17 protein-coding genes and 1 riboswitch are annotated in these 26,283 nt (G+C 45.5%); of the genes, 6 read left to right on the top strand and 11 right to left on the bottom strand.

Features of this window, described 5'->3' with window-relative positions:
- Positions 1-3: 3 nt before the first annotated feature.
- From OH463_RS22765 to OH463_RS22725, 9 genes are all read right to left on the bottom strand, one after another.
- On the bottom strand, positions 4-1,728 hold the full coding sequence (locus tag OH463_RS22765; protein WP_005444338.1) for a GspE/PulE family protein: 1,725 nt from the start codon (positions 1,726-1,728) through the stop codon (positions 4-6).
- Positions 1,725-2,822, bottom strand: a complete 1,098-nt coding sequence (locus tag OH463_RS22760) for a tetratricopeptide repeat protein (RefSeq protein WP_017187906.1) — start codon at positions 2,820-2,822, stop codon at positions 1,725-1,727. Before OH463_RS22760 ends, OH463_RS22765 begins: the two co-directional genes overlap by 4 nt.
- Complete coding sequence (locus OH463_RS22755) at positions 2,807-3,652, bottom strand: ExeA family protein (protein ID WP_017187907.1); 846 nt, start codon at positions 3,650-3,652, stop codon at positions 2,807-2,809. Before OH463_RS22755 ends, OH463_RS22760 begins: the two co-directional genes overlap by 16 nt.
- A 45-nt stretch (positions 3,653-3,697) precedes the next feature.
- Positions 3,698-5,341 (bottom strand): pilus (MSHA type) biogenesis protein MshL, encoded by a 1,644-nt coding sequence (gene mshL / locus OH463_RS22750; protein ID WP_029789687.1) that lies wholly within the window; start codon positions 5,339-5,341, stop codon positions 3,698-3,700.
- Positions 5,342-5,361: 20 nt separating this feature from the next.
- On the bottom strand, positions 5,362-5,691 hold the full coding sequence (locus OH463_RS22745) for a hypothetical protein (RefSeq protein ID WP_009698822.1): 330 nt from the start codon (positions 5,689-5,691) through the stop codon (positions 5,362-5,364).
- Positions 5,684-6,334: a type II secretion system protein GspM gene (gene gspM, locus OH463_RS22740; RefSeq protein ID WP_005444327.1), complete on the bottom strand. Its 651-nt coding sequence runs from the start codon at positions 6,332-6,334 to the stop codon at positions 5,684-5,686. The genes OH463_RS22745 and gspM overlap by 8 nt, the downstream gene beginning before the upstream one ends.
- Positions 6,331-7,779 carry an MSHA biogenesis protein MshI gene (locus tag OH463_RS22735; RefSeq protein ID WP_005444325.1) on the bottom strand — a complete coding sequence of 483 codons (1,449 nt, stop codon included), beginning with the start codon at positions 7,777-7,779 and terminating at the stop codon, positions 6,331-6,333. Before OH463_RS22735 ends, gspM begins: the two co-directional genes overlap by 4 nt.
- 11 nt (positions 7,780-7,790) lie before the next feature.
- Positions 7,791-9,800, bottom strand: coding sequence for an RNase E specificity factor CsrD (gene csrD / locus OH463_RS22730; protein WP_009698823.1), 2,010 nt, complete (start codon positions 9,798-9,800; stop codon positions 7,791-7,793).
- A gap of 251 nt (positions 9,801-10,051) precedes the next feature.
- Entirely contained in the window at positions 10,052-10,591 is a 540-nt protein-coding gene (locus OH463_RS22725) for a single-stranded DNA-binding protein (RefSeq protein ID WP_005444320.1), read from the bottom strand.
- A 294-nt stretch (positions 10,592-10,885) separates the two neighbouring features.
- Here OH463_RS22725 and OH463_RS22720 point away from each other — a divergent pair, with 294 nt between their 5' ends.
- The 4 genes from OH463_RS22720 (at position 10,886) to OH463_RS22705 (ending at position 17,376) form a co-directional block, all read left to right on the top strand.
- Entirely contained in the window at positions 10,886-11,530 is a 645-nt protein-coding gene (locus tag OH463_RS22720) for a LuxR C-terminal-related transcriptional regulator (protein ID WP_009698824.1), read from the top strand.
- 161 nt (positions 11,531-11,691) lie between these two features.
- Positions 11,692-12,564: a UTP--glucose-1-phosphate uridylyltransferase GalU gene (galU, locus tag OH463_RS22715; RefSeq protein ID WP_005444317.1), complete on the top strand. Its 873-nt coding sequence runs from the start codon at positions 11,692-11,694 to the stop codon at positions 12,562-12,564.
- A gap of 137 nt (positions 12,565-12,701) precedes the next feature.
- The gene (gene uvrA / locus OH463_RS22710) at positions 12,702-15,524 is read left to right on the top strand and encodes an excinuclease ABC subunit UvrA (protein ID WP_009698825.1); all 2,823 of its coding nucleotides are present in this window, start codon (positions 12,702-12,704) and stop codon (positions 15,522-15,524) included.
- 67 nt (positions 15,525-15,591) lie between these two features.
- Positions 15,592-17,376, top strand: coding sequence for a PglL family O-oligosaccharyltransferase (locus tag OH463_RS22705; RefSeq protein WP_269992745.1), 1,785 nt, complete (start codon positions 15,592-15,594; stop codon positions 17,374-17,376).
- Between the two features lie 56 nt (positions 17,377-17,432).
- Here the strand turns inward: OH463_RS22705 and OH463_RS22700 are convergent, their stop codons facing one another.
- Positions 17,433-18,554, bottom strand: a complete 1,122-nt coding sequence (locus OH463_RS22700) for a pyridoxal-phosphate-dependent aminotransferase family protein (RefSeq protein ID WP_061065408.1) — start codon at positions 18,552-18,554, stop codon at positions 17,433-17,435.
- A gap of 223 nt (positions 18,555-18,777) precedes the next feature.
- Positions 18,778-18,956, top strand: a riboswitch (Lysine riboswitch).
- Between the two features lie 123 nt (positions 18,957-19,079).
- Between OH463_RS22700 and lysC the strand changes: the two genes are divergently transcribed.
- A complete protein-coding gene (gene lysC, locus OH463_RS22695; RefSeq protein ID WP_005444309.1) occupies positions 19,080-20,432 on the top strand; it encodes a lysine-sensitive aspartokinase 3 in 1,353 nt (450 codons plus the stop codon).
- A gap of 67 nt (positions 20,433-20,499) precedes the next feature.
- Here the strand turns inward: lysC and metH are convergent, their stop codons facing one another.
- The gene (metH, locus tag OH463_RS22690; RefSeq protein ID WP_269992744.1) at positions 20,500-24,180 is read right to left on the bottom strand and encodes a methionine synthase; all 3,681 of its coding nucleotides are present in this window, start codon (positions 24,178-24,180) and stop codon (positions 20,500-20,502) included.
- 189 nt (positions 24,181-24,369) lie between these two features.
- Between metH and OH463_RS22685 the strand changes: the two genes are divergently transcribed.
- The gene (locus tag OH463_RS22685; RefSeq protein WP_009698830.1) at positions 24,370-25,695 is read left to right on the top strand and encodes a cation:proton antiporter; all 1,326 of its coding nucleotides are present in this window, start codon (positions 24,370-24,372) and stop codon (positions 25,693-25,695) included.
- Positions 25,696-26,283: the final 588 nt, after the last annotated feature.

The raw sequence follows: 26,283 nt of genomic DNA, 5'->3' as shown, positions 1-26,283 counted from the left end.
TACCTACATGAAAATTGGGTCGGTTTTACCAGAAGCATCCCCTTCACCTAGGGTCATCACTTCATCCAAACTAACAATACCTTGCAGTGCCAGTTCCATCGCTGAAGCAAGTAGTGGCTTGTAATTCTCGGAACGTCTCGCTGCTTGAGCGAACCCTACCGCGTCATTCGCACGCAGCTTGTCCATCATTTCATTCTCTAGCTCAAGCATTTCGAACACACCGATTCGACCTCGATAGCCCGTCAAGTTACAGTTTTGACAACCCGCACCTTTGTGGAAAGTGGTGCCGACTTGATTCGGAAAGCGACCAGCCAACCATTGCTGGCGCGATTCATCCAATACATCCGTGGTTTTACAGTCGGGACAAACACGACGAACCAGACGCTGAGCAACCACAGCACGGACCGCACTCGCAACTAGATAACCAGGCGCACCCATATCAATCATACGTAGCGCACTGTCTACTGCGTCGTTGGTGTGTAACGTACTTAACACTAAGTGACCAGTCAGTGCGGCGCGTAAACCAATCTCTACTGTTTCTTGGTCACGCATCTCACCAACGAGGATGATGTCCGGGTCCTGACGCAGGAAGGTACGTAGCACGCGAGAAAATGTTAGGTCGATCTTACTGTTGATCTGAACCTGAGTAATACGTGGTAGGCGATATTCCACCGGGTCTTCTGCAGTGATGATCTTCTTGCCCGGTTCATTCAACTCACTCAGTGCGCCATAAAGCGTGGTGGTTTTACCAGAGCCTGTCGGTCCCGTAACCAAAATCATACCGTGAGGACGAGAAAGCTGGCGACGTAAGCGAGCAAGCAGCTCTGGAGGTAGACCAGAGTCTTCAAGTTTGCGCAAACCAGAAGATTGGTTGAGCAAACGCATCACCACCGACTCACCGTATTGCGTTGGTAGTGTCGACATACGAATATCGATCGATTGACCACGAACTTTGATATTAAAGCGACCATCTTGTGGCAAACGCTTTTCAGAAATATCTAAGTGCGCCATCAGCTTGAGGCGCAGAACCAGCGCAGAGGCAATGTTAACTTCATTTAGAAGCGTCTCGTGCAATACACCATCAACACGTTGACGTAAGCGAAGCACTTTGTCATCAGGCTCGATGTGAATATCTGACGCGCCGACTTGCACCGCATCTTCAAACATCGAGTTAACCAGTTTTACGACGGTAACTTCTTCGCTATCACCTTCATCAATACCATAGTCAAAGCCTTCAACGTCCTGGTGCTCAGCCTGAAGCTGCTCAGCAAACGAGGCGATTTCTTTTGTACGACGGTAGTAACGGTCAAAGCTTTCGACTAACTGACGTTCTGGCGCAATGATGAACTCTAGGTCATATTCACCAAGCAAGTTCATCAGGGATTCTTGAGTAAACAAGTCCGCAGGGTCACTCATTGCAACACGTAGCGTGTCACCGTTTCGAGCAACGACCATGGCACGCAAGCGTCGCGCGTGCACTTCAGGCAAAACTTGTACAGCATCGGCATCAATCGGGGCTCGGCTCAAATCAATCAATGGCAAACCGAGCTGCTGAGATAAGAACTCCAGCATCTGCTTTTCGCTGATAAAACCAAGGTCAATCAACGCATCACCCAGTTTTTGTCCTGTGCTGTGCTGAGCACTCAATGCTTGCTGAATTTGTTCTTCAGAGACAATCCCCTCTTCAACAAGTAGATCACCCAAGCGCTTTCTCAACTGAATTTTCATTGCGCGTTCTCCAGTTGTTTTAAGATGTTCAAACGGTCACGAATAAATGCCTGAGACTGATTCGAAATACCCACTTTACCCAATGCTTGTTGATAAGCGGCAATAGCAGCAGAAAAATCCAATGCTCGCTCTTGCTGAATACCTAAACCAAGCCACCAGCGCGCGTTGTCAGGTTCGCGCTGCGTCAGCAGTTGGTAGCTTTCTAGAGCAATTTGGTTTTGTTTTTGCTTTTGTGCCAAAGCGGCACGCATCGCTAGATAATCACGGCTTGGTGCAGGAGGCAGATGCACTAGAGGGCTCAGCGCCGCTTCTGGTTGATCTGCTTTCACCAATAACTTTGATAACGCTAAGCGAAGTGACTGGTTATTCGTATCTAGCGAGATACCAGCTTGTAGGATTTCGTAGGCTTTGCGTGTGTCACCTTTGCCAAAATATAATGCGGCTAGCTTTTGACGAGCTTCAAGGTTCGTTGGTTGGTAACGAAGTGCTTCATTAAAAGATGACAATGCGGTTTTCATGTCATTCGCATCCATCGCTTTATCCGCACGTGCCAACGCTTTTTCAGCTAACTCTTGATGGGTCAGTTCTACTTGCTCAATTCGCATCGAATGCTCTTGCTCAACATTCGATGAATTCGTCACATTATTGCTCAAACTCGCCAACAACACTGGCTGCTCGACCGTGCTGCTCACCTCATTACGAGGAACATAATCATCCACCTCTGGCGTTGATTTCGCAGCAGATAATGCGACTTTTACCTTCGGTTTTTCAATTCGTTGCGTGTACACCACATCATTTAATTGTGGCGTTGTCTTATTAGTTGGAGATTGGCTTACTTCAACTACAGGCAAAGGTGGAACATTTTCCATATTAGTTGTTGAAGACGAAACTGTTGCAATCTCTTCAATAGGAGCGGGACCTTGAGATACCGCCCAACCACCGACAGCTAAGCTCAACGAAAAGCCCCCCACAAGCCATAGCCATGGTTTGCTTCGAGAAATACTCGGGATCTCTGCCTTGGTTAGTTCCGAAGGCGATTCTTTTTCAGCAAGTTCTGATAATGCTTTATTGATGGCACTCAAGGCTGACTCCATCCCCAAAATACGGGAGATTTAAACTTAGGTTTACGTGCGTCAAAAGTGTCATGCATGGCAACGTAAACATGATGATTTTTCAAAAGCGTACAACGGTCATTGAACGCAGTAAGTAAAGCTTTATGGCTGATCTGATTAATCAATCTCGGGATGCCCATCGCCGAGCGCCAAATGGCTTTCTTTTGTTCAATAGAGAAGATATGCGCCCCATTACCCGCTTTATCTAGACGATTGTTGATGTAGGCAACGCCCTCTTCGATCGAGAGAGGACGCAGTTGGCAACTGAACGTAATGCGTTGACGAAATTGGCGCAATTCGTGAGTCTCTAATCGCTCATCTAATTCGGGCTGACCAAACAAGACCAATTGAATCAGCTTATCTTGTTCCGTTTCCAAATTGCCAAACAAGCGCAAGGTTTCTAACGCTTCAGAAGACAGAGCTTGTGCTTCATCAACAATCAGTACCGTTTTTTTCCCTGACACGTGGACTTGGATCAGCCGCTCTTGGATCAGTGAAACGACTTTAAGTGGGTCAGTATCTTCAATCCCAAGCTCTCTGGCCACTGCAAACTGCAATTGCTCACCACTTAGAACCGGATTTGGCAAATAAACTAATTCGACTTGTGATTCAATTTGCTCAATCAGTTTTCGGCACACCATGGTTTTACCCGTGCCCACTTCACCTGTTATTTTGATGACCCCTTCCCCCATTTTGACGGCTGCCATAATGGTCTGAATCGCCTCATAATGAGGTACCAGCCCCAGAAACATTTCTGTATTTGGGGTTAGTGAGAAAGGTTGAACTCGAAATCCAAAATGTGACAGGTACATACTTGAATCACAACACCACGTTAAACAGAGACTTCCTAACGCCAATTACTCAGCGTCAGGGAACCACTCTTGCAGTAAATCACGTGAGCGCTCTAGCTCTTTCTGCCATGTATTTACGCCCACAACTGTTGGTTTCAAAAGAATGACGAGTTCTGTTTTCTGCGATACGTTATTGATAGTTCGGAACAAGTTACCAAGAGCAGGCACATCACCTAGGAACGGTACTTTTGACACTTGCTCGATATTTTGCTGTTTCATCAAGCCGCCAATAACCACCACATCGCCATCTTTTGCGCGAATCACTGAGTCAGATTCTCGAATCGAGCTTTTTGCCAGCGGGAGTTGAACATTGTTGAAGTCACCACCAAGGTTTAGCTTCTTAATCTCTTCTTCCACTTCAATTACGGCAGGGTGAACATGCAGGAATACGTTACCTTTGTTGTCGATCTGTGGCGTAACATCTAGAGAGATCCCTGAGAAGAAAGGCGTCAACTCAACTTCAGGAACCGCATTAGAGTTTTCACCATTACCCGCATTACTAGAAAGTTCGGTTACAAAGTACTCGTCGGTACCGACTTTAATAACTGATTTCTGGTTATTTGCTGCGGTAATACGTGGGCTAGAAAGCACGTTCAAGTCGCCCTGCGTCGCCATAAAGTTCATCACGGCTGAGAAGTTACCATCACTGATGGTGATATTAGTTTGCCCACCTAAAAGTGAACCAATCGCATCCAATGGAGGTAGACCACCTGTAGGACCTGGACGGTTGATAACTACGCTACCTGAATTACCAATAGAAGCAGTCATATTCGACCAGTTGATACCTTGCTGGTAACCATCACTTAGCGTCACCTCTAAAATCTTCGCTTCTAGGATAACTTGGCGCTGCATACGCTCCTGAGAAACGCCCAAGAACTCACGAACTTCACGAATTTCATCAGGGAAAGCACGTAAGGTGATCACACCCGCTTGTGGCGTAACAACAACACTTTGGCCTTGACCTGAGCCAATTAGGTTTGCAACGGCTTGTTGCAGCATCGGCCAAAAATCACTTTCGGTGATGGTTTCAATGCGTGTACCGCCAGTCGATGTGGTTGAGCTATCACCGTTGTTGTTATTTGAATCAGAAGAATCTGAATCGTCAGAACTGCCACCAGAGCTAGAAGTGCCCGCAGATGTCACAGACCCTGTCACGATACTGGTCAGTGAGCGGCCAGAACGTTTGAACTGAAGATAATCAACAGGAATGGTCACTGTGCGCATACCAGCAGGATAAACCTGAATCACTTTGCCTGATTTCACAACATCGTAGCCATACATGTCTTGTACAACGTTGAGCACTTCATCTAGGGTGACGTCGGAAAGGTTAACGGTGATGTTGCCTTGCACTGCTGGGTGGATAGCCACACTGTATTCAGTTCCTTTCACCAAAGAGGCAAAGAAGCTACGAGCCTCTACTGCGTTCGCTTGGATTCTAAAACGCTTTAAAGTGCCTTGCTCTGAAGACACGCTAGTGTCTAAGTTCGGCATAAGATCGGCTTCTACAGAAGAAGGGATCTCTTCTAGTGCACGGCTATTTGCTTCATTGATAGACTCATTAAGTGCTTGCTTCACTTCCACTGGATCTCGATGACCCATAGAACAACCCATTAAGGAAGCAACCACGATTCCTACAACTAATTTGCGCATATCTGATCAGGCTCTGGTTATTATTTTTTTACGTTTAAACCAAAAAGCTCTAGTTTCCACTGACGGTCACCACGCTTTAAAGTTACAAATTCACTGTTGATACTGGCTACACGGTAGCCATTGAGTTTCGCTCCCGGCTCAACAATACGGTTATTCAAAATCGCCACGCATTGAGTATTTGGTTTACATACAATACTGTTCAGTGTTGGCAAGCGATATTGTTTTGCTTTCGGCTTTGTTTGCTCTGTGACTGGCTTTTGCCAGCCTAATGGTGCTGTTGGGTCTTGGCTTGCCCAGCTATGACCAGCAACAACTGTCAGCATTAGGGAGATTATGATTTGCTTAACCACCAATAAACTCCTCTCGTGAACCTAAGGTGTAAACTTCCAGTACAAGTTTTGCTTTTGGATATTCTTCCACGTTGTAGCTAAAGCTTCGCCAGTAGTAACTCGCTGGTAAACCTTCTAATTTCGTCAGATAGTTAGCAATTGAAAAGTAATCGCCAGTCAGCTCCATGCGCACAGGGTGTACGTAATAACCCGAGTATTGCGACGCTTCTTTGTCTTCTGTAATTGGTTCAGCAGGTAAAGTTTGTAGAGATACCAAATGAATACCACTTTGCTGCTCTAAGACACTCTCTAACAAACTTGCCATTTGCGAAGGAGTAATCAAATGTTCGATGATCTCTGAAAGTTGCATTGAAAGGTGTTGGCTTTCCATAAGCAATTGAGAGATAGCTTGATCAATTTCCGCGTTCGGATCTTTTTTCAACTGCGCTTGAATACGTAAGATCTCGATTTCTGTCTGTTGATTCGTCTGTTTTAAGTTACGTAGCTGCTTATCGTTACTCGTAACCTCATTCAGTTTTGGCTCCAAGACCAAAGTGAAAAGCAACATCACTACCGTCACTAAACCACACAGTGCGATGAGTACTTTTTCACGCCCGCTCATTTCATCGAAGCGCTCTTCTAACGAGGACCAAAACTCATTCATTTCTCTTTGTCTCCGCGCGTCTTCAATTCAAAGGTCACGATGTTGTCTTCATTACGTCCGATTTTTACGTCATCAAACGTGCGCCCTACAAGGCTAATTTCATTTTTAAACTGGCTTACCCAATTCGGAACTGCGCTTGGCGATCTCGCCAAACCTTGGAGATCTAAAGTCGATGCATCAATACGAATTGCAGACAAAGAAATATTGTTGCTGCCCAACTTGGCTAAAGCCTGCATTACGCCAGAGTAGCCTGTACGTTGTGAATCATCGTACTTACCAACGGCTTTTAATGAGTCACGCTTCGCTTTTACTTCACGCTCTAAACGCGCTTTGGCCGCGATCTTATTGGTGTCTGGCTGATGCTTACGTAATTTGGCTTGTTGGTGTTGAAGTTCTGACTTCATGATATCGCCCTTGCTTTTCACAATCGCAATTTCATCTTCTACACCTTGGCTTTGCCAAGTCACATAACCGTAAGAAACAAAGATCAACGCAGCCGCAACACCCCAAGAAATAGCAACGTTTTTGAGGGTTAATAAATTCTTCTTCGGTTTAAGGAAGTCTGGATAAAGATTGACACGTCGCTCACTGGACGTAGCTAACGCCGTATCTGCCAATACATGACCAGATAGTTCGTGTTCTTCAGTAAGCAGCGGAGAGACTTTGGTGCTTAAGCGGTAGTTAAGCGATTCCACCAGTTCTTGTTCATCTTCATCGTCACAACACACCTTCAGTTGGTGCAACTGAACATGACGCAGTTGAGAAGAGAGGTAATCGATTGAACGCTGTAGCTCTAGCGACAAGCTATCCATTTGCAAGTCACTCGAAGGTACGCCCGTTAGTGGTGGCGTTACACTGCGAATAGAACGGTGGAAAGCGATAGTATGATCAACGAATGCGCTGATACGGAAGTGTCCGCGTGCGCTGCGTTGTAGCAATAAGAAATTACCAAGTTCACCTGAGGTATCACCCCAGATGTCATCTTCAGGAATAATCGCTTCAAGGCTCAGTTGAACTCGACTCGCAAGCAGTACAATCTTATCGAGAATTTTGCGAGAAAGAACATAAGCTTGGACTTTATTCGAGTTTGGTAGCTCTACTGCATCGGCAATAATGTCAATAGCACGCTCTGATATCAGCTCTTTTAACAAAAACGGCAACGCCGATGGCCACTCATTGCGAGGCATAGCAGGCTTGTCGATTTGGTACATCTGATAGTAGTTGTGAGCTAACACAACCGTTAACGAATCATAAGAGCTTGCAGCTACACTTAATGCCTGCTCACAGGCACGTTCCCAATTTGATTCTGAGATCTCAAATTTAGATGGTCGGCTGCTTTTCGTCGGTGATGATAAATAAACTGCGTCTGGCTGAATAACCAAAAAGCAAGTGCGACCACCGACCGATGATCGCTTGAGCTTGTCGAGTACTGCTTTAAAATCCATGATTATTATCTTTATTTTTTTCGCCAGCGATTTCTTCGTCCCAGTTTAACTTGGGATTCAGATTGAGAAGTCGGCGCCGGTGTAGAACGAGGAAGGTACTGCTCTTCAGAAGAGAAGTAACGCCCTTGCCCACCGTGAACACCCAACTCATTAAGCGTGTTCAACTCGTGCTTATTCTCAATACCCACTGCTATTATTTTTGTTTTGCTGTTTGCGGCCGCACCCAACATACTGCGAACAAACAACTGGTTTTCATGTCTCTGATCGATCTTTGTTACCAAGCTGCGATGAAGCTTGAGATAACGAATGTCTACTTCTTTTAAGTAATGCGTGCTGACAATGGTACGTCCGGCCTGCCCAATCATTACGTAGCATTCTAAACCGGACAGCATTTTAGCGACTGGTCGCATAAAGTCTAAGTGTCTTACAAATTGTGCTTCCACAAACTCAAAAATGAGACACTTTCTTTGCTCCCGTGACAATTGTAAGAGTTCATCACGGAACCACTTGAAATATTCCCGCTGCCCAAAAGGCACAACATGAAGATTAAGCACATATTGCTTAGAGCTATCAAAGTTGTGTTTAAAGTCTTTTAAGAATGTACCAATAACGGCGCGATCCATTTGCGCTTCATAGCCGACTTGACGAACGGCAGAAATAAAACGAGAAGCTTTAACAATGCCATTTTCCGGATCGCGAATCCGACATGTTAACTCTTCGTGCAATGGTTTTTTATGCGCCACATCACTTATTGAATAGGCTGATTGTGCGTAGAGTATCACATTTTCAGACGTGAGTGCTGTGTCAAATAGCGTACGCCATCTCACACTGCCTCGTGCTTCTTCATCATGATTCCACTTTTTAAAACGGCTCCAATTATTGTTGTTCTGCAATTGGGCACTACGCAATGCAGTTTCTGCTTCATCAATGATTTGGCTATGACGCTCTCCTTCTTTGTACATGGTGATTCCGATATGACACCAGTTATCAGAATCCAATGGATAAGGAGGATGGAGTTTTTCTAATTGACGAATACATTGAGACGCCAAGTTTGCGACATCTTTCGCTGCTTGGTGAGGTAAGAAAAGCGCAAAGTCAGCATCGTAGTAACGAGAAAATACGACATCGGGATAACGTTGAACTAAATTGGACAGCAAACTACCAATCTCAACGATAAATTCATCGCAAGTTTGTTTGTCCTGTTCTTCTTCTACAGATTTCCAATCTTGAACTCGTATCAGCATCACTGCACCACGAGCCCCACTTTCTAACAGCGCCGATTCAAGCTTACTATCAAACAAAACTCGGTTTGCTGTACCAGTTAACTTATCGAGGAAAGTTTGAGTGCGAATAAAGGTATCAAAGCGACTGCGCTCTTGGCGGGCATCTTGCAGCTCTTCAATTAATACATCCAATGCTTCGCTTGCCGTGTATGGCCATTCTCGCTCATCACCTTTCGCGTATTGCTCAACCCGCCCAGCTAAGATCATACGACCGCGCTCTTCGAGCATTTCAGAGCCAGCAAGTTGTTCTTTGAGCCATGCAACACCACGCATCAAGCAGAAGATGATCAAGATGACCGCGAGCGTAATCGACCACAAAGCTTGCATTGAATAGCCGTAGCCTAAATAAGGAGGAATAGCCTTAAAGTAGATGACATAGTCTTGGTTGTGAGTGAGCTGAAACTCATGCTCAAACAACATGGAACTGTCTATCTTGTGGGAGGTGTCTTTGAAGCGGTATACGACGGCGTTATTCGTCGAGAGCGTCATCTCAACAATGTTACTTGCCTGTAGCATCTTTGGCATCCAACGCTGCATGGAATATGCTGCGTCAGGGTCTTCCATCTCTTTATCAACCACTTCAACGATCCCTTCCAAATAATGGTTGAGATACTCTTGCCCTAGTCGCTTAAAAGAGAGGGTGCCGCCGACAAACAAGATAAACATTGCGCAAATGACGATCATGGTGACAAAAGCCACCAGCCGCGTGCTTAGCTTAAGAGTTGGGGTATACCTCATGAATACCAAATTCCTTTTCTATTCATCATATACCTTGTTGAAATGTTTATACTTGATAAGCGTTCAGTAAACAATCGCATTCGTATGAATGTGAGAAGCTGAGGCGGAAAGAAACAAGGCATCATTCGATATTTGAGAGTTGCTGCCTTTTTGTGGCGATACGGAAATAATGTGAACCACAATGACAGAACATAACGGGAATAAAAAAGCCGCGAAATTCGCGGCCTTTTAAATTCAATATCAATTAGATTTTAGAACGGGATATCGTCGTCAAAATCCATTGGCGGCTCGTTATATTGCGGCTGTTGTTGCTGCGGAGCCTGTTGTTGCTGTTGCTGAGGAGCGTTGTATTGCTGCTGTTGAGCCGGTTGTTGAGGTTGACCCCAGCCGCCTTGTTGCTGCTGTTGTTGACCGCCACCCATTGGAGCGCCACCTTGAGCACGACCGCCAAGCATTTGCATTACGCCATTGAAGCCTTGAACAACCACTTCTGTTGAGTAGCGATCTTGACCACTTTGGTCTTGCCATTTACGAGTTTGAAGTTGACCTTCAACGTAAACTTGAGAACCTTTACGTAGGTACTCACCCGCTACTTCAGCAAGCTTGCCGAATAACACAACACGGTGCCATTCTGTTTTTTCGCGCTGTTCGCCAGTCGCTTTATCACGCCATGACTCAGAAGTTGCAATCGTGATGTTTGCTACTGCACCGCCATTAGGCATGTAACGAATTTCAGGGTCGTTACCTAGATTCCCCACCAAAATAACTTTGTTAATTCCACGGCTGGCCATGATGTGCTCCGTTTCACTCTGGATCTATATATAAAATTTTAGCGCATAAGAATACACGCTTTGGTGTTTTGATTAAAGCCTAATCCCATTGTGTTCTGAGATTAGAAATTGTGGAATCAAAATCTCACTCCAACCTCTAGGCGTAGCATTTTTGATTCGTTTTGCAGATATCGTTTCGCGAACCTTTGAATCTCAACGCATTTCCTCTCTAACGCTATGGCTCCAAATTGTGATTGATGACACCGTATTTGCGTTTTTGACCTCATGGAACTTCACTCAAGGAGATTAGGGCGCGTGAAAAAATCAGCTTATGCGAGAAAATTGTTTTTGATCAGTATGGAAGACGACGCAGAGAAAAAAGTCGAAGCACTCGTGAAATACACTGATATTGATATCCCTGTCATCTCCACACAAGCACTGATGGAAGCCAATCCAAAGCATCGCAATAAAATCCTGTTGATTGACTTTAGTGAACATAAAACACTCGTACAATCGATCAAAAACTTGCCTTTAATTTGGAAGAATTTTGAAACGGTCATATTCAATGTTCCTAAACGCTTAACCACCGATGAGTTGTTGTCTTTTGGGCAACTAAAAGGCGTATTTTATCAGGAAGACTCTCTAGAGCAGGTAGGTGAAGGCTTGAGAGAAATCGTGAATGGTCAGAACTGGTTGCCAAGAAATGTCACTAGTCAATTGCTTCACTATTATCGCAATGTCCTCAGCACGCACACCGCCCCAGCAACCGTGGACTTAACCATCCGTGAGTTGCAAGTTTTACGTTGTCTTCAAGCAGGAGCATCTAACAATCAAATGGCAGAAGAATTGTTCGTCAGTGAATTCACCATTAAATCTCACCTTTATCAGATATTCAAAAAGCTCTCCGTAAAGAATCGCGTTCAAGCTATCGCTTGGGCAGACCAAAACCTGTTGTCATAAATCAGATGAACAACACAATTTCGCTCATACAGTGATGGCTCATGCTTATTTAGGCTCAAATTGACGTACTTTTTCCTACTTAATTCATGATTCATATGCATCTCTCGTGTTAAAGTGATGCCCAGATTCTTGATTAAAAAATGAGAAAGGATATTCCCCCAATGATTAAAAAATGTCTGTTCCCTGCAGCTGGCTATGGTACGCGCTTCCTCCCAGCGACTAAGTCTATGCCTAAAGAAATGATGCCTGTAGTGAACAAGCCACTGATTGAGTACGGTGTAGAAGAAGCCATCCAAGCTGGCATGAATGGCATGTGCATCGTAACAGGTCGTGGTAAGCACTCAATCATGGACCACTTCGATAAAAACTACGAACTGGAACACCAAATCAGCGGAACAAACAAAGAAGAACTATTGGTTGATATCCGTGAAATCATTGACTCTGCAAACTTCACTTACATCCGCCAGCGTGAGATGAAAGGTCTAGGTCACGCAATCCTTACCGGTCGCGAATTGGTCGGTGATGAACCATTTGCAGTAGTACTTGCCGATGACCTTTGTGTGAACGAGCAGGAAGGCGTGTTGGCTCAAATGGTGGCGCTATTCAAACAGTTTCGTTGTTCAATCGTTGCTGTTCAGGAAGTACCAGAAGAAGAAACTCATAAATACGGCGTAATCTCTGGTGAGATGATTAAAGATGACATCTACCGCGTAGACGACATGGTTGAGAAACCAGAACAAGGTACTGCGCCAAGTAATCTAGCGATCATCGGTCGTTACATCCTAACTCCAGACATTTTCGAACTGATCGAAAACACGGAACCGGGTAAAGGCGGCGAAATCCAAATTACTGACGCACTGCTTAAGCAAGCAAAAGCAGGTTGTGTATTGGCGTACAAATTTAAAGGTCAACGTTTCGACTGTGGTAGCGTAGAAGGTTACATCGAAGCCACAAACTACTGCTTCGAAAACCTATACCTAAAAGACGAAAAAAAGTCTGAGCTAGGTAAACACGCAACGAAGAAAGAAGTGTAAATAACTCAAACTTACTGATTCTAAAGCCCAGCTTAATGCTGGGCTTTCTTTTACTGTTTTTTTGTCCAGTATTTTCTTTGCACATTTCTCACACTATGTAATACTTGCGTCACTTGGTTATACATAGAGCAAAAACGATGGATAAAATAGAAGTTCGTGGTGCCCGCACCCATAACCTCAAAGACATCAACCTCACTATCCCCCGCGATAAACTGATTGTCATTACTGGTTTGAGTGGTTCTGGTAAATCCTCTCTCGCATTCGATACTTTGTATGCTGAAGGTCAAAGACGTTACGTCGAATCCTTATCAGCTTACGCACGCCAGTTTTTGTCTCTTATGGAAAAACCAGATGTTGACCACATAGAAGGTTTGTCTCCTGCAATCTCGATTGAGCAGAAATCAACATCACATAACCCACGCTCTACTGTTGGTACTATTACTGAGGTGTACGACTACCTGCGTCTACTTTACGCACGCGTTGGTGAACCTCGTTGTCCAACACACCATACGCCCCTAGCAGCACAAACCATCAGCCAAATGGTCGATAAAGTCTTAGAGTTGCCAGAAGGCAGCAAAATGATGCTACTTGCTCCTATCGTGAAAGAGCGTAAAGGTGAGCACGTTAAGACACTGGAGAACCTAGCAGCTCAAGGTTTCATCCGCGCACGTATCGATGGTGAAACTTGCGATCTTTCTGATCCACCGCCGCTAGAACTACACAAGAAACACACTATTGAAGTAGTTGTGGACCGCTTTAAAGTTCGCCCAGATTTGCAGCAACGTTTAGCTGAATCCTTCGAAACCACGCTAGAGCTTTCTGGTGGTATTGCGGTTGTGGCACCAATGGACGGCGAAGGCGAAGAAGTGATCTTCTCAGCCAACTTTGCTTGTCCAATTTGTGGCTACAGCATGCAAGAACTTGAGCCTCGCTTGTTCTCGTTCAACAACCCTGCAGGCGCGTGTGGCACTTGTGATGGTTTAGGCGTGCAGCAATACTTTGATCCAAGCCGAGTCATTCAAGATGAAACGCTGAGTTTGGCACAAGGTGCGATTCGAGGTTGGGATCAAAAGAACTACTATTACTTCCAGATGTTGACAGCGCTGGCGGATCACTACGGTTTCGATCTTCACGCACCATTTAACTCTCTACCAAAGAAAACCCAAGACATCATTCTTAAAGGATCGGGGCGTACTGAAGTCGAGTTTAAGTACATTAACGATCGTGGTGACATTCGTGTTAAGCGTCATCCTTTTGAAGGGATTCTGAATACACTTGAACGCCGTTACCGCGATACTGAATCTAACTCAGTACGTGAAGAGCTCGCAAAATACATCTCGACCAAGTCTTGCTCAAGCTGTGGCGGTACACGTCTGCGCCTAGAAGCTCGTAACGTTTTTATTGCTGATACGACACTACCAGAGATCGTTGAGCTCAGCATCGCCGACGCATTGGAATTCTTCCACTCATTGCAACTAGAAGGTCAACGCGCCCAAATCGCTGAAAAAGTGATGAAGGAAATCAACGACCGCTTGCAGTTCTTAGTTAACGTGGGTTTGAACTACCTCAACTTATCGCGCAGCGCGGAAACCCTATCGGGTGGTGAAGCTCAACGTATTCGTTTAGCAAGCCAAATTGGTGCTGGTTTAGTGGGCGTCATGTATGTTCTAGATGAGCCATCGATTGGTCTCCACCAGCGTGATAACGAACGCCTATTGAAAACCCTAACCCACTTAAGAGATTTGGGTAACACAGTATTAGTGGTTGAGCACGATGAAGATGCGATTCGTTGCGCTGATCACGTGATCGATATCGGTCCAGGCGCAGGTGTACACGGTGGTAACGTGGTCGCTGAAGGTACGATGGACGAGATTATCGCCAATCCGAACTCACTGACTGGTCAGTACCTCAGTGGCGCGAAAGAGATTGCGGTACCAAAAGAGCGTACGCCACGCGATCCAAAGAAAACCGTTGAACTACTTGGCGCGACAGGTAACAACTTAAAGAATGTCGATCTTTCCGTTCCTGTTGGCTTGTTCAGTTGTATCACCGGTGTATCCGGTTCAGGTAAGTCGACTCTGATCAACGATACCTTCTTTAAGATTGCCCATACTCAATTAAACGGTGCAACAACGGCGCACCCTTCACCATACAAAGCGATCAAAGGTTTAGAGCACTTCGATAAAGTTATCGACATTGACCAAAGTCCTATCGGTCGTACACCACGTTCAAACCCGGCCACTTACACTGGAATCTTTACTCCGATTCGTGAACTGTTTGCAGGCACGCAAGAGTCGCGCTCTCGCGGTTACAAACCGGGGCGCTTTAGCTTTAACGTTCGCGGTGGTCGCTGTGAAGCCTGTCAGGGCGACGGCGTAATCAAAGTGGAAATGCACTTCTTACCTGACGTTTACGTTCCTTGCGATGTGTGTAAAGGTAAACGCTACAACCGCGAAACACTTGAAGTACGTTACAAAGGCAAAACCATTGATGAAGTACTGGAAATGACGGTAGAAGATGCGCGTACTTTCTTCGATCCAGTTCCAGCAATTGCTCGCAAGCTGCAAACTCTGATGGATGTAGGCTTGTCTTACATTCGCTTAGGTCAAGCAGCAACTACGCTGTCAGGTGGCGAAGCTCAGCGTGTAAAACTGGCTAGAGAGCTGTCTAAGCGTGATACAGGCAAAACCTTATACATTTTGGATGAGCCGACAACCGGTCTGCACTTCCACGATATCCAGCAGCTACTAACTGTACTGCACCGTCTGCGCGACCACGGAAATACCGTTGTCGTCATTGAGCACAACCTCGATGTAATTAAGACGGCAGACTGGATTATTGACTTAGGTCCTGAAGGTGGACAAGGCGGCGGTGAGATCATCGCACAAGGAACGCCTGAAGATGTGTCTCAGATCGAAGGTTCGCACACAGCTCGCTTCCTTAAGCCTATGTTGAAGTAGAAAAAACAGGTAAAGTACAAAGACCAGCCAATGCTGGTCTTTTTTCATTCAAAACAACACAATAACTATGGCAACTATACACGTCAGTGGAACTAAGCTTTCTCCAGGGAAAGTCCAAGTTCCTCTTAACCGCAAGTTTCTCATCGCGTTAGCAGCACTCTTTCTGCTGGCGATGCACTTCTTCATGCCTAATCCGGGTGGCTCTGGACTAGCACTGTCTTTTAATGCGACCACGTGGATTGCGTTCAGCTTTGCACTTGGTATTGGCTGCTACCAACTTGCGACCAATCGTGTATTACGCTACTCCAAATTAACAATTGGTCTGCTGATCAGCTGTATCATCATGACGCTGCCAATCTTCTACCCCAATGCGGATAGTGCGCTTGCAGCAAATAAGCTGATTGGTCTGTGGTGCGGCATGTTGTTCTTCGTTGTACTGCAGCAGTTCCACTTCAGTAACAAGCATCGCCAGCGCTTGTTGTGGTTTATTGTCCTTGCCGTTGTTATCGAAGCGATTTTCGGTTTAACGCAATATCTTTACCTTAAACCAGGAAACGTATTTGGATACGACACGATAGCTAACCGCCCTTATGGCATCTTCCAGCAACCAAATGTCATGGCGAGCTTCCTTGCAACTGGTTTAGTGATTGCCAGCTATCTACTCGCCAGACAGCCTTACAAATATTCTCGTAAACTCAGCGATATTTACCTGTTGTACGCCGTACCTGTACTGACACTGCCTCTTATCGTTGCCCTTGCCTCTCGAACTGGTTGGCTAGCATCCATCATTGCTATTTTGCTGGTGATTCCATACATGTATCGCTTTGCAACGCGTGCACGTTTTGTTCGATGGGTGATGGCGATGGCAACAGGTCTCGCGCTGTCGATTGTGGTGATGAATATTGCCTTCCCAGATGGAAACGGTCTTGCCAGTGAAAAGGTGAATATGGAGTCACCACGTGCTTACACCTTCCCACAAACATTGGACATGGTGATTGAGAAGCCATTCACTGGGTACGGTTACGGCAAGTTTGAGTCAGAATACATGCTATACACAGCGCGTCAGCATGCACTCAATGAAAGCTATCCTGCGGGCTTGCCATCGATGGACCACCCGCACAATGAATTGTTGTACTGGGCAGTAGAAGGCGGATTGTTGCCAATTCTGGGGATCTTTTTGGCAATGGCGTTAGTGCTATATCGCATCTACCAAGCCAAACGCGGTACTCGCTTAGCACTGCTGGCACTGTTTATTCCAATCGTGCTGCACTCGCAATTAGAATATCCCTTCTATCATTCATTGGTGCATTGGCTGATCTTTGTGATTCTGCTTTATTGGGTCGACCAACGAGTTTCTCGTTACCGCCAAGCACCGTTTAGCAAAGTAACCAAAAGTTTATTGCGAGTATGTAGCCTCGTCATTCCAGCAGTATTTACTTTCTATATGGTTAGCGCATTGCACACCAACTATGTCTTAACCAAGTTTGAAACAACGCGCCCGACCAACCCGGACACCTTGAATCAGGTGACAAATCCTGTGGTTTGGAAAGATCGTTTCGATTGGGATGTATACAGTACTTTCTTAAACATCGGCTTATATAAACAAGATCCAACCTTGATTCAGCCTTACATTGATTGGTCTCTGGAAATCATTAAAGACAAACCACGCCCAGCGTTTTACAACAACTTGATACTGGCATATCAAGGGTTGGATGACACAAGCAAGGCAGAACAAATTCGTGCAGAGGCACAGTTCTTGTTCCCTAAAATTGATTTCAGTGGCGTCAACTATCAGCCACCTTCTCAAGCTATCTCAGCCTCACCAACACCAACGTCCAGCGCTGAGCAATAAATACAAAAAAGCGAAGGAATAACCTTCGCTTTTCTTTACCTCATTACCGAGGCGATTTATTCAGTCAGTGACTCTTCTAAAGCTCGCAAACACAAAGCAACATTTTCAGGTCGAGCACCATAGCCCATCAGTCCAATTCGCCATGCTTTACCAGCAAGTGCACCAAGACCTGCACCAATCTCTAGGTTGTAGGTTTCAAGTAAGTGATTGCGCACTTTTGCTTCATCAATTCCTTCAGGGACATAAATCGCATTCAATTGCGGTAGTCGATATTCTTCTTCTACCACGAATTCAAAACCTAGTTTTTGCAGACCCGCTTTAAGCTTCTCATGCATTAACTGGTGACGCGCCCATGCATTTTCTAAGCCTTCATTTTTAAGGATAAGTAGAGCTTCATGTAGCGCATACAAACTGTTCACCGGTGCAGTGTGGTGATAGCTGCGTTTGCCTTCTCCACTCCAGTAACCTAATACTAAGCTTTGATCCAAGAACCAGCTTTGAACCGGTGTCGTCCTGGATTGAATCTTCTCAATAGCAGCCGGAGAAAGAGTCACTGGCGATAAGCCGGGAACACAAGACAAACATTTTTGGCTGCCAGAATACACAGCATCTAACTGCCATTCATCGACTTTGAGAGGTACACCACCAAGCGAAGTCACGGCATCGACAATCGATAGCAGACCGTATTGCTTCGCAAGCTTACCCAAGACTTGAGCGTCACTCACCGCGCCCGTCGACGTTTCTGCATGAACAAAAGCAAGAATCTTCGCATCAGGGTGCAGCTTTAATGCTTCTTCAACTTTATCGACCGATACAGGCGTTCCCCACTCATCATCGACGACAACCGCTTCACCACCAGCACGAACCACGTTTTCACGCATACGCTCACCGAAAACACCATTGCGGCAGACGATGACTTTGTCGCCCTTTTCAATCAGGTTAACAAAGCACGTTTCCATGCCAGCACTGCCTGGCGCAGAGACGGCGATGGTAAATTCATTTTCTGTTTGGAAAGCGTATTTAAGCAGTTGTTTTAGTTCATCCATCATAGCAATGAAAAGTGGGTCTAGGTGACCAACTGTTGGACGGCTAAGCGCTTGTAAAACCTGAGGTGAAATATCAGATGGACCAGGTCCCATTAAAATACGATGTGGGGGAATAAAGCTTTGGATCGGCATGTCAGCTCCTTGATTGCAGTCATTCATCCTGAGCGTTATAAAAGTTCTATTCAAAAGGTTGGCTCAGGTATCAAAGTTTTCACCCTAATAGATTTTTCCTCTATCGGCAATTAGCCCTAAGTCTAGAGGTCAAACCACTGTCACAAATTCGTTAATAAAAACTTTCATAATGGTTGAGATATTGGTTGACAATGTGACAGCAAAACCGTTCAATGTTTAAGCTTTATGCAGAAGAGGAGCACTGCCCAGGCAGGTGATTTGTGGAGCCGCAATTCCAATACCAATCACTCAGGGGGAGCAGTGCCGAGGTAAGTCAAAGTTGCAGGATTTGACTTGTCGGTTGACTTGGGTTGAGTCCCATCAACTGTCATCAGCGCCGTATGATGAAGAGCTTCTGAGGGTAAATCTTCAAATTACATTCTAACTACCTCTCTATTTGCTCTGTTCCTTTCCTCACCAAACATTGGATGTATTGGGCAACCAATTAATTGTTGTTATTTTTTCAGGAAGTCGTGGGAGAACGCAGTGAGCGCATTTAACGTAGCAAAATTCGGTGGAACCAGTGTTGCCAACTTTGAGGCAATGAGTCGTTGCTCCACTATCATAGAAAACAACCCAAATACTCGTCTTGTCGTCAGCAGCGCTTGCTCAGGTGTCACTAACTTATTGGTTGAGCTGGCAAATGGTGTTCAAGACCAAGAACATCGAGCAGAAGTACTTCAGAAACTAGCAGGCATCCACGAATCGATTCTGTCGCAGCTAGAAAACGCAACCGAAGCAGCAGCTGAGGTTTATTCGATTCTTGATACCGTCACGAGCTTGGCAGAGGCTGCTTCAATCCAAGCAAGCACCAAACTGACAGACCATTTAGTCGCTTGTGGTGAATTAATGTCGACTCATATCCTTGCACAACTAATGCGTGAGCGTGGTGTGAACGCAGTTCGTTTTGATATTCGCGACGTGTTAAAAACCGATGGAAACTTTGGTCGAGCTGAACCTAATGTCGAGACCATTTCACAACTAGCACAAGAAAAGTTAGTCCCACTTTGCCAAGAATACGTGGTGATCACCCAAGGTTTTATTGGCTCAGATGAAGAAGGCAACACAACCACTCTTGGCCGTGGCGGCAGTGACTACAGTGCAGCACTCATTGCAGAAGGTGTGAAAGCAGCAGGTCTAGAGATTTGGACCGACGTACCGGGTATCTATACCACAGACCCACGTATCGCCTCAAAAGCAGCGCCAATCCCAGAGATCAGCTTTAGCGAAGCATCAGAGATGGCAAACTTCGGCGCAAAAATTCTACACCCTTCAACGCTAGTTCCGGCACTTCGTCACGACATCCCTGTATTCGTAGGCTCGTCTAAAGAACCGGAAAAAGGTGGTACATGGATCCGCCACCAAGTAGAGAGCTCACCTTTATTCCGAGCACTTGCTCTGCGCTGCAACCAAACCATGGTGACATTACGCAGTGCTAACATGTTCCACGCATACGGCTTCTTAGCCAAAGTATTTGAGATCCTAGCGAAGCACAAAATCTCTGTAGATCTGATCACCACATCTGAAATCAGTGTGTCACTCACTCTTGACCAAACAGACACGTCTGGCGGTGCTCCTCAGTTACCACAAGCCGCGCGTGAAGAGCTTGAAGAGCTATGTAAAGTAGAAGTAGAACACGACCTATGTCTCGTCGCTCTGATTGGTAACAACATGAGTGAAAGCAAAGGCTACGCGAAGCAAGTATTTGGCACGCTAGAAGACTTCAACCTACGTATGATCTGTTACGGAGCAAGTCCACATAACCTGTGCTTCCTTGTTCACGAGTCGGTATCTCGCCAAGCGATTCAAAAACTGCATACTGAATTGTTCGAGCAATAAAAACTCTTTCATCCACTAATAAGAAAGGGCTGCACATGCCAGCCCTTTTAGTTTCTATATGGTTTGGTTAACCGTTAATGTTCGGACCTAACCATTTCTCCGCTTCGATCCTATCCCAGCCTTTGCGATCAGCATAGCTTTGCAACTGATCCTCTTGGATCTGAGCGATCGCAAAGTAACGAGAGTCAGGGTGCGAGAAGTACCAACCCGAAACGGATGCACCTGGGTACATCGCATAGCTCGATGTCAGTGACATTCCAATGTTTTCTTCAACATTCATAAGCTCCCAAAGCGGTCCTTTCTCAGTATGCTCTGGACATGCTGGGTAGCCAGGAGCAGGACGAATACCTTGGTATTTCTCACGAATCAGGTCTTCATTCGACAGAGCTTCATCCGCAGCGTAACCCCAAATCTCTTTACGCACACGCTCATGTAGATACTCAGCAAATGCTTCCGCCAGACGGTCCGCTACCGCTTGAATCATGATAGCATTGTAATCATCACCCTGCGCTTTGTATTCGTCGGCAAGTTCACGCTCACCGATACCCCCAGTTACTGCAAAAGCACCAACCCAATCGCGCTTACCAGACTCTTTCGGTGCAACATAATCAGACAGACAGTAGTTGAAGCCTTTTGGTTTCTCCGTCTGCTGGCGTAAGTTATGCAGCACTTTCGCCACTTCAGTACGCGATTCATCGGTGTAGACTTCGATATCATCACCCACGCTTGCAGCAGGGAACAGCCCACACATACCGCGCGCTTTGAGTAACCCTTCACGCTCAACACGATCTAATAGTTCGTTAGCATCTTTGTACAGGCGCTGCGCCTCTTCGCCCACTTCTTCATGGTCAAAGATTGTTGGGTACTTACCGACTAATGACCAAGTCATAAAGAAAGGCGTCCAGTCGATATACTTACGCAAAGTAGACACGTCAAAGTCATCAAAGATATGGATGCCCGGTTTCACAGGAGCAGGAGGCGTGTACTTATCCCAATCAATCGCGACTTTGTTCGCTCTCGCTTCTTCTAAAGTAACAGGCTTGGTGCGCGGCTTCTTACGGTTATGCTGATCACGTACGCGTTCATAATCCACGTCAAGTTTCTCAACAAAGCCAGGACGAAGTTCGTCTGAAAGTAATGATGTACATACACCAACCGCACGAGAAGCGTTATTGACGTAAACCACTGGATGTTTGTAGTTTTGCTCAATCTTTACCGCCGTATGCGCTTTGGATGTTGTCGCACCACCAATCAGAAGCGGAAGATCAAAGTCAAGACGCTCCATTTCTTTGGCTACATGCACCATTTCATCGAGGGACGGAGTAATCAAACCAGAAAGACCAATGATGTCGACGTTTTCTTCTTTGGCTACCTTGAGGATCTTCTCACATGGCACCATTACGCCAAGATCGATGATCTCGTAGTTGTTACATTGCAGAACCACGCCAACAATGTTTTTACCGATATCGTGCACGTCACCTTTTACCGTAGCCAGTAAGATCTTACCGTTGGAAGAGCCCGCTTGCTTCTCTTTATTGATGAAAGGTTCTAAGTGCGCTACTGCCTGCTTCATAACACGCGCTGATTTCACTACCTGAGGAAGGAACATCTTACCTTCACCAAATAAGTCACCCACCACGTTCATGCCATCCATCAATGGACCTTCAATGACTTCAAGTGGCTTAGAGGCATTGAGGCGAGCTTCTTCGGTATCTTCGATGATAAACTCAGTAATACCTTTAACCAGCGCATGCTCTAGACGTTTTTCTACCGCCCAGGTACGCCACTCTAGTGCAGAAGCATCTTCTTCTTTGCCGACCCCCTTGCCGGCGTATTCTGCCGCGATATCAAGTAGTCGCTCGGTCGAATCATCACGGCGGTTAAGAACCACATCTTCTACTGCTTCACGTAACTTATCAGGAACGTTATCGTAAATTTCTAACTGACCCGCGTTCACGATGCCCATGTCCATACCGTTTTTAAAACAGTGGTATAGGAACACCGCATGAATCGCTTCACGAACGTAGTTATTACCGCGGAATGAGAAGGAAACGTTAGACACACCACCAGAGATCATCGCGTGAGGTAAGTCGCGCTTGATGTCTGCAACCGCTTCGATGAAATCCACGGCGTAGTTGTTGTGCTCTTCGATACCCGTCGCAACTGCAAAGATGTTCGGGTCAAAGATGATGTCTTCTGGTGGGAAGCCGACTTCATCAACCAAGATACGGTAAGCGTTAGTACAGATTTCTAGCTTACGTTCACGTGTTTCTGCCTGACCAACTTCGTCAAACGCCATAACGATAACTGCGGCACCGTATCGACGAATCAGTTTTGCTTGCTCAACAAACTTCTCTTTACCTTCTTTCAAAGAGATGGAGTTTACGATGCCCTTGCCCTGAATACACTTCAGACCCGCCTCGATAACCTCCCATTTAGAAGAGTCGACCATGATAGGCACTTTGGAGATCTCAGGCTCAGATGCGCATAGGTTTAGGAAGCGAACCATACAGGCTTCTGCATCCAACATGCCTTCATCCATGTTGATGTCGATGATCTGAGCGCCGTTCTCAACTTGTTGTCGGGCGACCTCTAACGCTTCATCATAGAGTTCTTCTTTGATCAGACGTTTAAATCGAGCAGAACCAGTTACGTTAGTACGTTCACCCACGTTGATAAACAGCGTCTCTTTTTCAATAGTAAGAGGCTCAAGACCGGATAAACGACACGCAACCGTAAGCTCAGGCAAATCACGAGGTTTCACACCTTCAACTGCCATTGCCATATGGCGAATATGCTCTGGCGTGGTACCACAACAACCACCAATTAGGTTGAGGAAACCGCTCTCCGCCCACTCTTTAACGTGTTCCGCCATATCTTCTGGCGAAAGGTCATACTCACCAAAAGCATTCGGTAGACCCGCGTTTGGGTGAGTAGAAACAGAAGATTCAGAAATACGAGAAAGCTCTTCTACGTACGGGCGCAGTTCGTCAGGACCAAGCGCACAGTTCAAACCAAATGAAATAGGGTTAACATGACGAAGAGAGTTATAGAAGGCTTCCGTTGTTTGGCCAGAAAGCGTACGTCCAGAAGCATCGGTAATGGTACCGGAGATCATAACTGGCAACTCGATGCCTAGTTCTTCGAAGACGCTATCAACCGCGAAGGCACAAGCTTTCGCGTTAAGTGTATCGAAGATAGTCTCGATCAGAATAAGGTCAGAGCCACCTTTGATCAGCGCTCGAGTTGATTCTGAATAAGCTTCAACAAGCTCATCGAAGCTGACGTTACGATAGCCCGGATCGTTTACATCAGGGGAGATAGAACAAGTACGGTTTGTTGGACCAAGCACACCCGCGACATAACGTGGGCGCTCTGGTGTTTTTGCCGTCCACTCATCAGCGGCTTCACGCGCAAGCTTTGCAGCGGCAAAGTTGATTTCCTCACTCAGGCTTTCCATCTCATAGTCAGCCATCGCAATCGTCGTCGCGTTAAAGGTGTTGGTTTCAAGAATATCAGCGCCTGCTTCTAAGTAAGCGCTGTGAATTTCCTTAATCAATTGAGGCTGAGTAAGCACCAACAAATCGTTGTTGCCTTTTAGATCACAATGCCAATCCGCAAAGCGCTCTCCTCGATAGTCTTGCTCTTCAAGTTTATATCCCTGAATCATGGTGCCCATACCACCATCGATCAGCAAGATACGTTGCTTTAATTGAGCTTCAATCTGTTGTCTTACATTACTTCCCACAGTACAGCCTCATTCCTTTAGTTATCTCTCCATCCTATCACACAAATTAAAGGAGTCTAGACGTCTAAAATACGAATTACTGATTATTTTGTCTCCGTCGAGTTACAAAATAATCTCGAAAAAATGTTTGCTATTTAGTCAACATCGTCCGAGAATTCCATTCATAAAATGTTACAAATAGAGAGCTCTATGTCGGTCTATCATACTTTATGTTTTCTATCTGCAGCGGCAATGGTTATTGCCTTTGTAAACAGTAAGATAGGAAAGATGCAAACCACCATCGCAATCACTGCCGGTTCGATGATTCTTTCACTCCTCATTCTAATCGCAGGTCAAAATGATTGGTTTCATCTCACCGAGATAGCGACCGAAACGGTTACCAGCATTAACTTCGAGGACTTTCTTCTTAAAGGTATCCTCGGATTCCTACTTTTTGCCGGTGGTTTGGGTATAAAACTCCCTAACCTCAAAGACCAAAAATGGGAAATCACCGTACTCGCTTTAGGTGCAACACTCTTCTCAACCTTCTTTATTGGTTTTGTACTTTACGGCTTCTGCCAAGCTATCGGCATTCAATTCGACCTCGTCTACTGCCTGCTATTCGGTGCGCTTATCTCCCCAACCGACCCGATTGCAGTACTCGCCATTGTTAAAAAGCTTAATGCACCAAAACGAATCTCTACACAGATCGAAGGTGAATCTCTGTTTAACGACGGCTTTGGTCTGGTTATTTTCGTAACACTATTCACCATCGCCTTCGGTACTGAAGCTCCAACGGTAGGTAGTGTGACAATGCTATTCATTCAAGAAGCGATTGGTGGCATCGTTTACGGCTTCGTACTAGGTTTAATTTTCCATTACCTAATCAGCGCAACTGATGACCACTCAATGGAACTACTACTTACTATAGGTGTACCAACCGCTGGTTACGCATTTGCAGAATACCTTCACGTATCTGGACCACTTGCGATGGTGGTATCGGGCATCATGATCGGTAACTGGACGCGCTTCATTGGCTTCTCTAAAGAGAGTGAAGATCATCTAGACCACTTTTGGGAATTGGTCGATGAGTTCCTAAATGGGGTGCTATTCCTTCTTATTGGTATGTCGATGCTGTTGTTCGAATTCCACAAAGAAGACTGGATCATGATGGCAATTTCAGTACCACTAGTACTGGCTGCTCGCTATCTAAGCGTGTTCATTTCTTACATCGGATTTAAGCGCTATAGAAAATATAATCCTTGGTCTATTAAGATCTTAACTTGGGGTGGCTTGCGCGGCGGCCTCGCTCTAGCTATGGCACTATCAATCCCATCGGGTATCTTAGTTATTCCAGAGAAATTGATTGATGTAAAAGAGATCATCATGGTGATGACCTACTCGGTGGTTGTGTTCTCAATCCTGATTCAAGGCTCAACCATTACACCAATGATTGAGAAAGCGAAACAAGCAGAGAAAAACATGGAAGCAGAAGTTTCATCGGAACCACAAGAAGCAAAAGCATCTCAAGAATAAGTACCGCGATAATTATTAGAATTAGGCAGCCAACTGGCTGCCTTTTTTATACTTTGTTCGCGACTAGACCTCTAGACAATACTCTATTCCCTAGCCCAGCACCTTTTATAGTTCGATCAACCAAATACAGCCAAAGTGGTAATGAATAGCTTCTACTTGAGAAAAATCTACAGGAATGCATAAAGATGGCTAGCAAAATCTATCAGATTCACTTTTGCAAACCTCAAGATCTTTACTAGCGAGGACAAGACGTTCTATGTGAGTGTGACTAAGTCCAAACATTAATGCTCAAGCAAATTTACGAACCACTGAGCTCTAGTTGAAAAGTCAATGAGTATCTAAATACAGAAGTTGTTCTGTCGAACCACATCGTTGTGTGGTGTTTTTCTGAATAAGAGTAATTAAGGTAGGGACATCGGAAGAAATTGCAGGTTATCTGAAACTTTTGCGGGCTCGTTTTCTAGAAAGAGGGAATCGTACTCTAGAAATGACAAAACCCAGTCCGGAGGCTGGGTTTCTAAATAAGTGGCGGAGCGGTTGGACTTGCACTCAATTGGACTGCACACGAGCGGGACTCGTTGGTCGTAA

Source organism: Vibrio sp. NFR, from assembly GCF_027587095.1.
Lineage (GTDB): Bacteria > Pseudomonadota > Gammaproteobacteria > Enterobacterales > Vibrionaceae > Vibrio > Vibrio harveyi.
Note: the sequence above shows the minus strand (reverse complement) of the source record. Positions and strands in the feature narration are given on the sequence as shown.